Source organism: Agrobacterium sp. LAD9, assembly GCF_003031125.1.
Classification (GTDB): Bacteria; Pseudomonadota; Alphaproteobacteria; order Rhizobiales; family Rhizobiaceae; genus Agrobacterium; species Agrobacterium radiobacter.
Genome location: NZ_PHGS01000013.1, coordinates 37,392 through 51,305, shown reverse-complemented (window position 1 = coordinate 51,305; position 13,914 = coordinate 37,392). Strand labels below are relative to the sequence as shown.

The window sequence follows — 13,914 nt, the reverse complement described above, 5'->3', positions numbered from 1 at the left end:
GGTCGGCCACCGGACGGTGCCCGTCGCCGGATCGCTAGTCCCGCTGGACCACGAAGAGCTGCATCGTGTTCGGCTGGAACACGATCTTCAGATATGTGCATTCGGGGCTTGCGGCTATCAGCTTCACCAGCATGGCGGCATCGAGAAACTCGATCCCGTCATCGCTCCCGAAATTCTGGCGCTTGTAGTGCCAATAATCGGGGTCGGTCTTTGGATTGCACTCTTCGGCGTAGACGACGCTTGGACGCTGCCCTTCAGCGAGCTTGCCGTTGGACATGATATACACGCCCTCATCGCCAACCAGCCAGACACCCGGCTGCTCATCACGACCGGGATAGAGGCCGTAGTGGGGATTGCGAAAGCCGCCGTTGAGGGTAAGCGTCGATCCGTCCGCGCATCATGACAATGCGGACGTCCGTCACGGAAAAGGTGAACATCTGCACCTCCGTCACGCAGCAATCGCGTCGGGCAAATAGCGCAGATTCACCGGCAGTTTCGCGGAAATTTCACTGTCGCTAAGCTGGTCGAGCCGCTTCAGGAACGAGCCCTCCCTGCCGCCATAAAGCAGCACCGTGCGCTTGCCGCGATCGGTCTCCGGCCAGCGCGCTCCGGCATAACCGCGATAGTCATCGGCCGTACTGCTCCAGATGTGTTCGAGCCGCTCCTCGCGAGACATCGCCCGGTGCGGCCGGGTCTCCCGCTCGACGATGGCATCGCGCATGCGCTCGGGCGCGTCCTTGTCGGACAGATCGCAATAGCCGTGGAAATGACGGATGCGGTCGTCGATCGATAATGTGAAGAAGATGCTGGTGATCGAGCCGATGAGGAACTCGCGCAGCGCGAACATGTCGCCTCGCATCCACAGCGGCGGCAGGATCTCGAACATGTAAATGTGTTCGGCTTCACCAACCTCGAACCACTCGCCGCGATATAGCGAACTGTCGTCACCCTCCCATCGGTTCGGGCGCTGGGCGTGACGGTCGAACATGCGGAACATCCGGCGACGATCGGCAACGCCCTCAAAGACTTTGCGGATGGGAGAAAGGGTCATGATCGGGCTCCTTCAGCCTTGTCGGGCCGGAGCGTGGCAGATCCTCGTGGTTGCCATCATCTCTTCAGCCCTTCCTGACCCCTCCCCTCACGCCGCCTCTCCGTCCGGGCGTGTCAAGGGCAGGCGGATGCCTGGCGAAGCTTTACCCTTGACGCGGCCGGCGGGCATGCGGCAAAAGTTGTCTTCTTGTTTCCTTCCTCGCCCCTCATAGAGCCACCAAGCAGAAGCGACGTGCCCCTTGGGCGGGCCCGCTCGGCGCAGCCAGGCATGTCACCTAAACAGATGAGCCCCCGTTGGAGCGTAAGACCGTGTGGCCCAGGTTGCTCGCCTCCACGGATCTTCAAGGGGTGCTAGGGCAAGCTGAGCCTTTTCGTCATTACTGAAGGACGAGCCGTGGCACATTACAGAGACCTCGGTTGATGTTGCCAAACTAGCGAGCGCTGCCGAATGTTAGTTTACTCATGTGTAGTGGGCCAGGAAAGCATAGATGAGGCATAAGGCAGGCCTTGGGCCGACCACTCGTCAGGCTAGCTCCACTGACTGGGGATGAAGGTCGATGACTTGGTCTTGCGCAGTAATTGCGCTCGTGCGGTGTGTGATCGCAACAACTGTGACGTCACCTGTAAGCGCCCTGATCTCCTGCATGATCTGGTCCTCCGTCGCATCGTCCAATGCAGAACTAGCTTCATCGAGGAAAAGAAAGGTCGGGCTTGAATAAAGGGCCCTCGCGATTGCAATACGTTGCCGTTCACCACCAGACAGCTTCATGCCGCGCTCTCCAACTTCTGTTTCAAAGCCTTGGGGCATCAAAAGGACGCGATCGTAAATTGCAGCCTTTCGAGCTGAAGCAATCAGTCTTTGTTTATCGAACTCTCGACCAAGAATGATGTTGGCCGCCAGAGTGTCGTTAAGAAGTATTACCTCCTGAGGAACAACCCCGACTGCAGCATACCAGCCCTCACGGGAGATAGTGCTGAGGTTTTGCCCGTCAACTTCGATTGAACCGGACTGCGGCTCAAGAGAGCGAAGCGCGAGTTTGAACGCAGTGGATTTTCCTGAGCCGGTAGCACCGGTGATAAAAGTAATGCGACCGCGTCCTGCCGTGAACGATAGATCTTCAACCCCTCGGCCATTCTCGTATTTGTACTGGGCTTGTTTGAACTCTAGCTTCCCTTCAGTCGGAGCAAATGTAGCCACGGTGGGTCGCTCTGTGAATTCGGCAGCGTTCCACATTTTCGCGAACGGAACTAGCTGAACAAATGCCCGAACAAAGTTATCAACCGTCTGTCCCACCATCTCGAAAGGGAGATTCAACTGCAGGAGGAGCATATTGAAGAGGACAATATCCCCTACAGAAAGGACACCGGCGCTGTAACGTGGCAGCAACAGAGAGTAAGTGATCAGGAACTGCACGCCGATCGCTACGCCATAAAGTACGCAATAGCACATCCGCTTTATGCAGAATGCACGCCAGTTCCTGTAGATTTCATCTGCGGTGGTGTTGAACCGCTCACCTATCCAGGCAGCGCTTCCAAAAAACCTGAGTGTCTCTAGTGCGGGAACGATATTGCCAACAAATTTTGCATTTTGCTGAACGGACTCTGTGGCCTTCTGCAAGTGAGGCCTCGCCCACTTGTTGGAAAAGAATGTAAGCAAAATATAAACAGCGCCGTACACAAACACGATCGATGCGACGCTAAGATCAATCTTGGAACCCAGGATAAATAGCGTCAGCGTAAGCTGGGCGGTCGTGGGAACGATGTACATAAGTCCGAGCTGAACGATGGTGTTCACGGCGGCCGTGCCCTGAGCTTGGGCAGATTGGATTTCAGCAGCATTGTGTTCGACGAAGAACGACGCCTCTTTGCGAAGCAACCTGCCGAAAAAGCTGGTGCTGGAAACGCGTGTAAGGTTTTCCGCTGTCATGGCAGCCAGGTATTTTACCATTTGGCTTAAGGTCAGGGAAAACCCGATCACCATTGCGTATAAAGCCAACCCCGTAAGGATTCCGTTGCTTGCCGAGCCGGCTGTGATGGTGTCTACAGCGTTGGAAAAAATATAAGGCGCCAATACCGCGCAAGTAGCTGAACCAACAATAACGAAAAACGCCAGGCTCAGCGTACCATAAGAACGTCGAGCAAATTCCTTTAACACGTGGGATAGAGCGCTACGCACGTGAGACTTTTGATTTGACATCAGGATTCCTTATCTTCGGGCCGATTAACGGTTCACGATTTGCTTCATCAAGAACTTTTGGCAAAACTGGTAAGCTGTATTGACGACCCGTATTGCCCTCTTTCTGTCCGATCGGGTTAGGGAACGCACGATGACCCTAATTAATCGCGGCTCGGGGCAGGCACGTCCAGTGTGGTCGGCAATGCGTCTTCGAACATCCCACAGTCTGTCAGCTACAGAAACCGCTATAGCCGCGACAGTAGGCGAGCAAATGCGCTCCAACATCTCATTGAGCTTGTCATGGCAGTTCACCGTCGCAGAAGTCAGGGAGGGGGCCGGCGCTTCCTCAATCCGGTCTAAGCCATTTGCCGTGTGCGACCTTTCGATGGCGAAGGTGATAATGTTATGGAGAATCTCCAAAAGCTCTGACGCCTCATGATCCGGCGTTACAGCAACGAAAAAGCCACGTCCTTCAATACGATTTATAAGTCCTCGCTCAGATAACTTCATCAAAGCGTCTCGAACTGGAGCGGTACTAACCCCCAATTCATCGGCGACGTTGGCCACGTTTACGGGGAAGCCCGGGCGGAGAACGCCAACAAAGAGCCGACGACGCAACTCCGCTACAACGATGGAATCGTTTGATGGCCGCATCGAGAACCTTGTAAGTTTAGAATAACGCAGTCGACACCAGCAAAGAGCTGTAGTTTGGACCAGGAACTTTCACCGCACGGAATGGAAAATTGAAGGACTTGAGCGCCTTTGGATGTATCGTCATCTGCTTGTCTCCACATGCAAATTATTGGTTTGGACAACCTATCTCAATCTTCAAACCTTTCCCATACTTGCACTTAAGTACAATTTCGTACGTAGTCGAAAAAGTCAACAGTCGTCAGGCACCATCAGAAAACCTGTGGCCAAGGACCAGACTGGTCCCTGGGTCGAAGACGCCCCTCCCTAGGATCTCAACGCGCCTCGATCTGCAAAGCGTAAGCCTGGGAAGCCGCTCTCACCGGCAGCGGGTTTCTCGCCGCAGGCCGGACGTTCATTGGACTAGGGTGAAACGCTGTCTCTCCAGTGAGGCGATGGTATACGGCTGTCATACAACATGCGCCATGATCTCGCTCGCCGGAACGACCGCCGTTTCCAGCGACGCGAATGCGGGTGCCGGCAACGCTTTCCGCCGCCACGAACTGGGGCGAAGCTCAGGCCGACCGAGCACTTTTCCTCAAAGCGGTTCCATCACGTGGCCGTCCCGTCCGTCTGGTATTTCCTGGAACAAGGTCGTCGTCGCATGTAAGACGTGGGCAGGTCGGCACCGCTACGATCTGTAACATGCATGATCGCTCGAGGAATGGACACTCGCTGCCGCCGACGGCATCGAAATCTCGTCTCGACGGCAGGGTCGGCAAATACATGGCGAGGGTAGAGAATTTTCACGCGCCGCGGAACAGGCCGCACCGAAGCGCTCAATCAGCTATAAAATTCAGCTTGGCGCAGTGCTGACGGCAGAATATCTCTAGGCGCAACATGTTATAAAACAGCGCAAAAGAATCTGTAATTGCAACGGACCCATTATAATCTATTTCCTTCCGCAACCAAGCATGATCGACACTCAGCGCCGGTGCAATGAAGCCATCTACAAGAGTATCGTGAATTAGGTCCTTATTGTTCATAAAGAACATGAAAACGGCACTTGTAGCGGCCTTCTTGGTCCGCCGCCAAGCGACGTCCAAGTGGTAGCGGGAGTGCAACACCTGGCGTTGCGGCATACGATCAAAACGCTTCGAATAAAGATCGTGAGGTTCTATACTAAGTGCGGAGGAAATCACGTTTTGGAACAGCAGCGGATGAAGACTGGAAACCCCGAATTCCGTGCTCGTCTCATATTGCTGCAACGCCTCTAGAATGCTCCTCAAGTGGTAGTACTTTGCGGTTTTTGGGCGATGTCTTTCCAACAACAAATGTGGCGGTGTAGCGGGCACATCAATCAAGCGTTCAGCAACATCGGCGCCCGCTGTTTGATTCCAGAACGCCTTCCGGATGACGTCGAGCAAAGGAACGTTCTTTAGGCGGCAGAATTTTATCGCTTCTTGCGCGAAGGCGTGAGGACCTCGACTAAAAAGCGCATCTTTGACAATATAGGGGGGTGGATTCTGCAAAAAGACGTTGTCCCCGCCTTGGCCTGAGAGGAATAGGGTCCGACTCGTATCGATTCGCTCGAAGCTCTCCAAGAAGGCTCCACTCCTGTCTGTTGCATCATGAGAGAAAGGGTACACGTCAAATGGCGAAGTTACAGATTTTGATCCGCAAAACTGGCTCCTCCTAGGGTGAGACAACCAGTATTCTGAATGCAAGATTCGCAGTTTACAGCCTAGGTCTTGTGCGACCTTCTCAGCGATTCCAAACTCGGTATTCTGTCTTTCCTCGGGGATTATGGTGTGAATTGCTTCACAGGATCCGAGAGCCTCTTTCGCCGCCGCTAGTATGAGACTCGAGTCGATACCGCCAGAAAATCTGACGATGACGCGATCCTTTCCCGCTGCAAAGCGCCGAATGTTGCAAATTAGTTCTTCGGCAAGTCCCTCCTTAGGTGCTGAGGGAAAATTACCCACGGTCCGCTTAATTCCGACGCACCCGTCGAACGCGATGGTCGTGCCAATCTCAACTTGATATACGCCCTCGAATAGAGTTTCTGGGCCTGAGGCCAGGCTGTCGAGAACAAACTCGCGCGCATATCGCGCATTCAGATTGCGGCGGCCAATCGTCCTGTCGAAGCCCGTAAGCGTATCCGCCACAAGCCATTCATTACCTGCCTGCCAGTAAAACACGTCCTTGTGCCTGTAAAGGCTTGTTGTTACCTCAAACCTATCAGCAGCGATAAAAACGACAGTGAAGAAACCGACCGCCTCTTTGAGAAAATTCGATAGCTGCAGGGTCGTAGTGCAGGCCAAAATTTCCTGCTTGCCACAGTAACCCGTGCCCGATACGAGCGCTTTACCCTCGGCTAAATTGATGAGATTGTAAGTGCCGTCGTAGTAGAATGTGAAGCGGTCGTTCTGGTGCCTATTGCATTGCATTGTTGCGGTGCGCACTTCACAGGAGTGCAAAGAGGGATGACCATGAGGAGCGATGAAAAGCATCAGGCCACCGCAATGACAGAAAGCTTCTCACGAAGCATGCTGTCATCATTGACAGCCTGGTTTCCGTACTCGATCCACGCGTGAGAGAAAAACGGCTTTGTCCTGACGCCGATTACAAGCTCCGCCCGTATTCCTTGTCGTCTCGCCATCCATGCGAGACTATAAGAATATGCAAGACATTGATTGCGGGTTCTGTCGAAAGCGAATGCAGCATTGAGTGCACTCATCAACTCGGCAAGACGCGTCCCACCTTTGAGAGGATACCCGGCAGCGGAAGGCGTTGCGGCCATCTCGCGCAGAATGTCTGCCATGCTGGACCGCTTAAGTTTCCAGTTGGTCCGGACTACAACAATAGTCGCGAATAGCTTGTCCTTCCAGGAGCAAGTTGAATTCACAAGAGGTGCCATCCAGCGTTGTTCAAAAAACCCGCTCGTTTGATGGAGCGAAATAGGTGTAAAGGCTTCTGAGTGTTCAATAAGGCCAGCATCCTCGAGCGCTTGAGCGAGGGTAGTATCCTCCCCCTCCATCGCCAAGTTTAGGCGTTCAGCAGAAATATCATTTAGAATGTGGAACTGGTCCGTCTGTAAATCCAAGATCACGAGGTCCTCATTACAGGAGGCAACGCGTAGATGCGTTTTGATCGAGTAGGTCATAGCAAAATGCAAGGGGCGGCCTTCCGACCGCCCCAGCCCTCCGATCAGCCGTATTTCGTGCCGCCAGTGGCGTCGACTTCCTGAATGGGACCACTGCCGCCCATCGTACTCTTGACCGCACTCTTGGCAACCGTCACGATTTTCAGATCGGCGACCTTGCGGCCTTCTGCCTGGTTATTACGAGTCATTACTCTCTCCTTTGGGTTTGAGTATCGGGCCGTCAAGCCCACATTTAGTTCGCCATGGGTTTGGCCAAAATGCAACATCAAGTAGAATATTACTTGTCAATCAACTATATATATAGTTGTATTATCTCGAAAATATCCTGTCCGCGTGTTGCTTATATTGTTTGTGATCCATAGGTTAAGCAACGATGGTCGCTCGATGACATATCGACTAGCGGCTACTTTCGATCTAAGAATAATGATTACATTGCTCCCCTCCCCCACCGCCTGCATCGCGACTGGCCGGCTCAGGCCGGGCGAAGCTTCCCTTGACGCGGGTGGCGCGTATGCCGCACGCCCTCTCTTTCCTCCCTTCTTTTTCTCTTTTCTCGCTCCCTTTCCTGCAGAGCCTCATTCCAATCATCTGCAGGCGGCCGCAATCGCTGCCAGCCGCAGCCGGCCTCATGGGCAAGTGTGCGAAGACGGTCGGCGAACGTGTCGCCCTGCGTGTTGTTGTCGGTTGCGGCAACCAGTTGAACACCGGAAGAGGCGGCAAGCATCCGCAGCGCCGCATCCGTTGCCGGAGACCAGCCCCCGCCGGTACTCAGGTAGAGAGTGCCATCACGCAGACCCTCGAACGCAGCGAGGCTCATGGCATCGATCGCCGCTTCCGTAACGCAGAGCCGGGAAGCCGCAGACCGGCCGAGGCGAAACAGGGCCTTTGTTCCGCCGGTCGAAAATCCCCTCCATTCCGCGCCCCGCTCCTCCCAACCCGTGACGATGCCAACATCGTTCGTGTGGGCGGCCCACATGCTGCCAAAAGGTCCTTCCCGAAGCTGGTTTTGGGATATGGCAGCATGGAGTGTATGGGGTGGCAACAACCTTATTCTGGAGAGATAGTGCCAAGTCTGGGAACCGAGCCATGGGCGGCGGCGGCAGTTCCATCGTTCGGCGATTGCAAGGTTTGGACCTCGGGCACGATCAACCATCCTCCTGCCGGTTTCCTGCGGGACATAGCCGATCAGTTCGGCCACGCGATCGCGTGCTCTCGTGAATCCAACACCATCTAGATGAGCGACGAGGGAGAATACATCGCCTTTGGCTTCGGAAAACGGATCGAACCAGCCGTGACCGTCATGGATTATGATGATGATCTCACGGTCGCGGCGATATTTTACCGCCCGCCGGGTGCTCTCCTTCAGATCGATGGCAAAGCCCGCCTTTGCCAACACCGCCGTGCATGGCACACGGCTGCGCAGTTCCTCGATTTCTTTCTTTTCCATTCTTTTTCCGGCCTTTTCCAGCCGCCCTCTTTTCCACTCGGAATACCTTCCCGCACATTTCGCGGGACCCCATCTGGCGGCCGCGAAGAGCATGCGGCGGCAAGGGCGCGGCGGCAGCTGCTGAGAAATCGGGAGCCACAAGCGCCGCCTGTCCGCCGCGGCGAAGCTTCCCTTGCCGCCGCCGGCTCGCAAGCGGCACCCAAAGGGGCAGGCCGGCTCTTAAGCCGGCCTCATTCGACTACGAGCAAGCTTGATCGCGCAGCTGAAAACGGTTGAAAGATCAAGGGCGCGCTGAGCTCGGTCAGAGCCGCCGAAAATATCAGTAGTCCCGATCGGGCCTGGTTCTTTGATCCAACGCAGTTTGGCGAGGGTCTCTATAATGGACTGCCCGATTCTGGGTGCAGTGATTGGTCCCGCATGGTGTAGTTTTCGTGGTCCGATGGTCTAAGCTGAGGTGAATACAGGCCATGGCTCAGCTAACTGTCCTTAGTTGCCTCGCCTCCCCCTCACGCTTCGGCCCTAGGACACGGATCTGTAATTTGCAGAGCTTGACGGTGTTTCCCTTGAGGGTTTCAAGGATCTGTCCGCACTGATGGCTGCAGGCAGCGATCGTGCTGTATCGGGTTTCACAAGGCCGAATGTTGCATTGACTCGTTGCGGGCTTCTGGCCCATCCGGTAACCTTCGCAGATCATTCGTCCCTGCGTTCCCTCTCGGGACACCGCCCTCGGATCAGCTATCCGGCTTCACCGCTGGCAAATAAATCTTATCTCACCTCATGCTTCGAACAAAGTGCCATCGCGCAGCATGGCATGCATGATGACCGCAAGACGACGCGCCAGCGCCACCCGTGCCTTTCTCAGTCCGCGCCGCTTGGCAATCTTCATTGCCCACCCCTTGAGCGCAAAGCTCCCGCGACTGCGTGTGAGGATCGAGTTGGCTGCTTCGTAGAGGAGTTTCCGCACCGTGCTGTCACCTTGTTTGGTGATCCGCCCCGTCCAATCGATTTCCCCGGATTGATGACGTTTGGGGACGAGCCCGAAGTAAGCGCCGGCGGTGCGTGATTGTCGGAAGCGACCAACTTCATCAACGGCGGCGACAAAAGCAGCGGACGTTTGCACACCGACACCAGGGATGGTCATGAGTTGCCGGCAGGATTGGGATCGATGGGCGAGCTCACGTAGAACACGATCCATCTCCTTGATCTGCGCCGTCAGGCCTGTTCTCACTGCAAGCAGTGCGGTGATGCTTTGGCCCAGACCGGGTGTTTTGGCCGCCTCCATCACGCGGTCGATAAACGCCTTGCCTTGGCCAGGCCCGGGCTTGAAGCCGAAGGTCGCGCACAGACCACGGATCATGTTGTCGAGGCGAACTCGAGATTCGACTAGGTGGTTGCGTGTTGCAATGATGCTTCGCGCGCCGTGCGCCGCTGGAGATTTGACGTGCACCTCCTTGTAGAACCCGGTTCTGGCCAGTTGGGCCAGGCCGGCTGCGTCATGCGGATCGGTTTTGTTGGCCTTCAATGCCTTTAGGCTTTGATGTGCCTGCCGGGCATCGATGCAGACAATGGGAATATCCAGAGCACGCAAACCATGGCAGATCGCCGGTGACATACGTCCGGTTTCTATGACAGCTCGTTCGACGCCGCCGACTTCGCGCAATGCATATGCGATCATATCAGGACTGCTCTCGACTTTCATCAAGGCGACCTTCCTACCAGTTTCGTCCACAATGCAGACCTGCGTGGTTTCCATCGACAGGTCCAGTCCGGCATAATACGTCATGGTTGCGTCCTTCCTTCAGCTTCGGATAGCCAGAAGTGTGACCCATCTTTCAGGTCCGAGGGAGGCAGCCACAAATTACCCGATGACTCATTAGCTGATGCGATCCATAATCTGGTCGCCGCAAGCTTGAGCGCGGCGAGGTAATTATCAGCGCGCCGGTCGTATCGTGTCGCGAGGCCCCGCATCTGCTTGATACGGTTGAAGAACCGTTCCACGAGATTGCGCTGACGGTAGACCCAGCGGCTGAAGCTGAATGTCTGCTTTCGATTGGCCTTTGCAGGGATATTCGCCCAGCATTTGCGTTGCTTGGCAAAGTTACGAATTGCATCGGTGTCGTATGCCTTGTCGGCAAGGATCGTTGCGCCGGGCCGCAGGTCGCTCAGCAGCTTTTCGGCCATGGGTGCATCGGCAGCTTGTCCTGCGGTGAGTTCCAGCCGAACCGGTCTGCCGTCTGCATCGACAAGAGCATGGATCTTTGTCGTCAGGCCGCCGCGGGAACGTCCCATGCAAGGATCGGCAGAGCCCCCTTTTTAGCATTGGCACCATGCTGGTGAACGCGAACACAAGAACTGTCGATCATCACGATGTCTCCATCGTAACGCTTTGAAACGGCGTCCAGAAGACGATCCCAGACGCCTGCCGTGCGCCAGCGGGAGAACCGATTGTAAAGCGTCGTGCGCGGACCATAACGCTCCGGCACATCTCGCCAGGACGAGCCAGTCCTGAAACGCCACAGAATGCCGTTGATCACCCGGCGGTCGTCAACCCGCTCAACTCCACGACTATTGGTCGGCAGAAGCGGTTCTATAACTGCCCATTCTTCGTCGCTCAGTTCGTGACGGTGCATGGTGATCTCCTTTCACGGAGATTGCATCACACACCATGACGAAGATGAACCCCGTTTATGGGGACACGGCCTAGTGTACCTGATGCTCAAAGAGTGGCGCGATGGTCGCGCATGGCACCCGGCATGGTCATGGGTATTGCAAACTTCATGACACCGGCACCCTGCGCTCGGTTTGGGCGCTGCGCATGACGGTCAAACATGCGAAACATCTGCCGGCGATCGGCGACGCCTTGATAGATTTTGCGGATGGGGGAGAGGGTCATGTCGGGCTCCTTCAGCCTCATCCGGGCTGAAGCGCGGCGGATCCTCATGGTCGCCATCATCTCTTCAACCCTTCCTGACCCCTCCCCTCAGGCCGCCTCTCCGTCCAGGCGGGTCAAGGGCCGGCACAGCCGGGCGAAGCTTCACCCTTGACGCGAGTGGCGGGCATGCGGCAGGCCTTTTCCTCTTTCCCTCCTCTCTCTTTCTTCTTTCTGAGATTCCTTCAGAACTTCGTTCCAGTCCTCTTCGTTCGGCCGCAGGCGCGTCCAGTCGCAGCCGACCTCCTGCGCGAGCGCTCGCAGACGCCCGGCAAATGTTTCTCCCTGGGGATTGGCGTCGGTGGCAGCAACAAGTTGCACCCCCGGCCGGGACACGAGTGCTCGGATCGCGGCTTCCGTTGCGGGCGACCAGCCCCCGCCGGTGCTCAGATAAATCGTGCCTTCGCGGACACCCTCGATTGCGGCGAGGCTCATGGCGTCGATCGCGGCCTCGGCGACGCAGATGCGGTCAGCGTCAGGCGGACCGAACCGAAACAGGATCTTTGTTCCGCCGGTCGCAAAGCCATGCCATTCCACACCGCGTTCTTCCCAACCCGTCACCTGGCCCGCATCATCCGTGTGAGCCGCCCACATGCTGCCATAGGGACCTTCCCGCACGATATCCGTCGCAATAACTGCCTCTAGAAGAGAAGATGGCAGGAACCGTTCGGAACAAAGGTAGCGCCACGTGGCCGAGCCCCGCCATGGTTTGCGGCGGCTTGCCCATCGTTCCGAGGTAGAGCCGAAAGAACCTTGGCCCTTTGAGTGCGGCCTCCATTGCGGTTCCGAGAGATCATAACCGAGTAGTTGCGCAACCCGATCCAGGCTCTCCACGAAACTGGCACCATCGAGGTGCTCCAAAAGGTCAAAGACGTCCCCTTTGGCATCGCTGAGCGGATCAAACCAGCCTTTGCCCTCGTGATTGACAATGATGATCTCCGGCCCGCGGCGATGCTTGACCGCGCGGCGCGTGCTTTCCTTGACGTCAATAGAAAAGCCCGCCTGCTCCAGCACCGCACCGCAGCCGACCTTTTCCCTCAGTTCTTCGACTTGCTCTTTCTTCATGATCTTCCCGCTCCTCTGGCCGGTCCACCTTTCTGTCGTGTCGCTCCAACATGAGCCACCCTTCCAACTGCCGCGAAGAGCAAAGGGGGCAAGGGCGACGGCGGCAAGTCAAAAAATATGAGGTGTCGGCTGTATCGCCCAGGCGGCGGCGAAGCTTCCCTTGCGGCCTGCCGCGCGCCAGCGGCACAAACGCTCTCAACGACCAGACAGCGCACGAATCTATCTGTATAGAATAGCCAGTTATTTAATTGACTACCGAATGTTCATGTGGAACCATGATGTCTCCACGTGAACTGTTGGCCTGGAATGTGAAAAAACTGCGTGTCGCGAAAGGGTTGTCGCAAGAGCGACTTTCTCTCGATGCTCATCTCGAACGGGTTGCGATCTCGCAGATAGAACGCAGACGAATTAATCCGGGCCTCGATTCACTCGGTAAAATAGCAGATGCTCTCGGCGTCCCCATTAGGGATCTGTTCAAAGAGCCTTCGATCGGTGAGTTGGAACCGACAAACCTGCGCCCTGGTCGGCGGAATTCAGCCTGATCCGCCAGTTGGGATTCAGTAATTGCGAGGACACGAGATGAAACATGAGCCTCATGCAGTCGATGTCGCCGTCGGCCGCGCCATCCGAAAGCGGCGCTTGATCAACGGGATTTCTCAGTCTGATCTTGGCGCGCATATTGGCGTCACCTTTCAACAGGTCCAGAAATATGAGAAGGGCGCGAACCGGGTCTCGGCAAGCATGCTGGTGGTGATTGCCCGCGCCCTGCACGTGGATGTACGAAGTTTTTTCGACGGTATCGAGGCTGAGGACCCCAAGGTGCCATTCCGTCTTGCAAATAGCGCACAAGTGGAGTTTCCTGTCACCCGTGAAAATGTCTCGCTCAATCAGGCTTTCGCCCGGATAACCGATCCCTGACTTCGGCGGAAGATTGTTGATCTCGTGCGGGCCGTCGCCAGCCTGAATCCCAACGAAGACGGACATCTGCAGGACGCCGCGGAGTGAACAGGGAGGAGACTTGACAGCGCCAGTTGTAGAGGTTGCGCGTGGTAATCGATGAGCCGACGACAGTTTCGTCGATACCGCCCACCCAGTCGCAGATTAGGTCTATTCGCTCGGCGGCCTCGATCATGACCACTCTGATCTGCTGCCTCGATAAGGCTGGTCGTTGCCAGTGGCACCACCAATAATATCGTCGCCGGCATCTTCCTGGCGCCACCGGCGATAAAATCAGCACCCGTTCCCACCCCATAAAGTGTCAGCTAGGACCGATCCATACAGATGGTCATCGCCAACGGAGCAGGAAACCTGGCCGGCGCCGAAGTTGAAATAGAGGTAGTCACCTGCTTTCCCGGAGACTGAGTCTCAGGCAACACCACCATAGATGACGTCATTCCCGTTGCCCCGTAAAAGCTGTCGTTGCGCCATTGCCAGGCCGATTTGGCAGGATG

At 56.0% G+C, this 13,914-nt stretch carries 10 protein-coding genes and 4 pseudogenes; 2 read left to right on the top strand and 12 right to left on the bottom strand.

What is annotated here, in order from left to right:
- Window positions 1-34: 34 nt before the first annotated feature.
- From DA915_RS13960 to DA915_RS13905, 12 genes and pseudogenes are all read right to left on the bottom strand, one after another.
- Window positions 35-437 (bottom strand): annotated as a pseudogene (locus DA915_RS13960) (DUF3085 domain-containing protein).
- Window positions 438-448: 11 nt separating this feature from the next.
- The gene (locus tag DA915_RS13955) at window positions 449-1,051 is read right to left on the bottom strand and encodes a DUF1419 domain-containing protein (RefSeq protein WP_107676205.1); all 603 of its coding nucleotides are present in this window, start codon (window positions 1,049-1,051) and stop codon (window positions 449-451) included.
- 522 nt (window positions 1,052-1,573) lie between these two features.
- Complete coding sequence (locus DA915_RS13950; protein WP_107676204.1) at window positions 1,574-3,247, bottom strand: ABC transporter ATP-binding protein; 1,674 nt, start codon at window positions 3,245-3,247, stop codon at window positions 1,574-1,576.
- Between the two features lie 24 nt (window positions 3,248-3,271).
- Window positions 3,272-3,880: a GntR family transcriptional regulator gene (locus tag DA915_RS29450; protein ID WP_107676203.1), complete on the bottom strand. Its 609-nt coding sequence runs from the start codon at window positions 3,878-3,880 to the stop codon at window positions 3,272-3,274.
- 815 nt (window positions 3,881-4,695) lie between these two features.
- Window positions 4,696-6,369, bottom strand: a complete 1,674-nt coding sequence (locus DA915_RS13940; protein ID WP_107676202.1) for an asparagine synthase-related protein — start codon at window positions 6,367-6,369, stop codon at window positions 4,696-4,698.
- Window positions 6,369-6,962: a lasso peptide biosynthesis B2 protein gene (locus DA915_RS13935; RefSeq protein ID WP_192886500.1), complete on the bottom strand. Its 594-nt coding sequence runs from the start codon at window positions 6,960-6,962 to the stop codon at window positions 6,369-6,371. The genes DA915_RS13940 and DA915_RS13935 overlap by 1 nt, the downstream gene beginning before the upstream one ends.
- A gap of 104 nt (window positions 6,963-7,066) precedes the next feature.
- Window positions 7,067-7,210, bottom strand: coding sequence for an acinetodin/klebsidin/J25 family lasso peptide (locus DA915_RS13930; protein ID WP_107676200.1), 144 nt, complete (start codon window positions 7,208-7,210; stop codon window positions 7,067-7,069).
- A 284-nt stretch (window positions 7,211-7,494) separates the two neighbouring features.
- On the bottom strand, window positions 7,495-8,469 hold the full coding sequence (locus DA915_RS13925) for a DUF3991 and toprim domain-containing protein (protein WP_107676199.1): 975 nt from the start codon (window positions 8,467-8,469) through the stop codon (window positions 7,495-7,497).
- A gap of 775 nt (window positions 8,470-9,244) precedes the next feature.
- Complete coding sequence (locus DA915_RS13920; RefSeq protein WP_107676198.1) at window positions 9,245-10,252, bottom strand: IS110 family transposase; 1,008 nt, start codon at window positions 10,250-10,252, stop codon at window positions 9,245-9,247.
- A gap of 104 nt (window positions 10,253-10,356) precedes the next feature.
- Window positions 10,357-11,105: pseudogene (locus DA915_RS13915) on the bottom strand (IS5 family transposase); the annotation flags it as partial.
- 152 nt (window positions 11,106-11,257) lie between these two features.
- Window positions 11,258-11,362 (bottom strand): annotated as a pseudogene (locus DA915_RS13910) (DUF1419 domain-containing protein); the annotation flags it as partial.
- A gap of 141 nt (window positions 11,363-11,503) precedes the next feature.
- Window positions 11,504-12,463, bottom strand: a complete 960-nt coding sequence (locus tag DA915_RS13905) for a DUF3991 and toprim domain-containing protein (protein ID WP_107676197.1) — start codon at window positions 12,461-12,463, stop codon at window positions 11,504-11,506.
- Between the two features lie 275 nt (window positions 12,464-12,738).
- Between DA915_RS13905 and DA915_RS13900 the strand changes: the two genes are divergently transcribed.
- Together DA915_RS13900 and DA915_RS13895 are read left to right on the top strand one after the other, a co-directional pair.
- Window positions 12,739-13,005: a helix-turn-helix transcriptional regulator gene (locus DA915_RS13900; protein WP_107676196.1), complete on the top strand. Its 267-nt coding sequence runs from the start codon at window positions 12,739-12,741 to the stop codon at window positions 13,003-13,005.
- Between the two features lie 37 nt (window positions 13,006-13,042).
- Window positions 13,043-13,378, top strand: a pseudogene (locus tag DA915_RS13895) (helix-turn-helix domain-containing protein); the annotation flags it as partial.
- Between the last annotated feature and the right edge of the window lie 536 nt (window positions 13,379-13,914).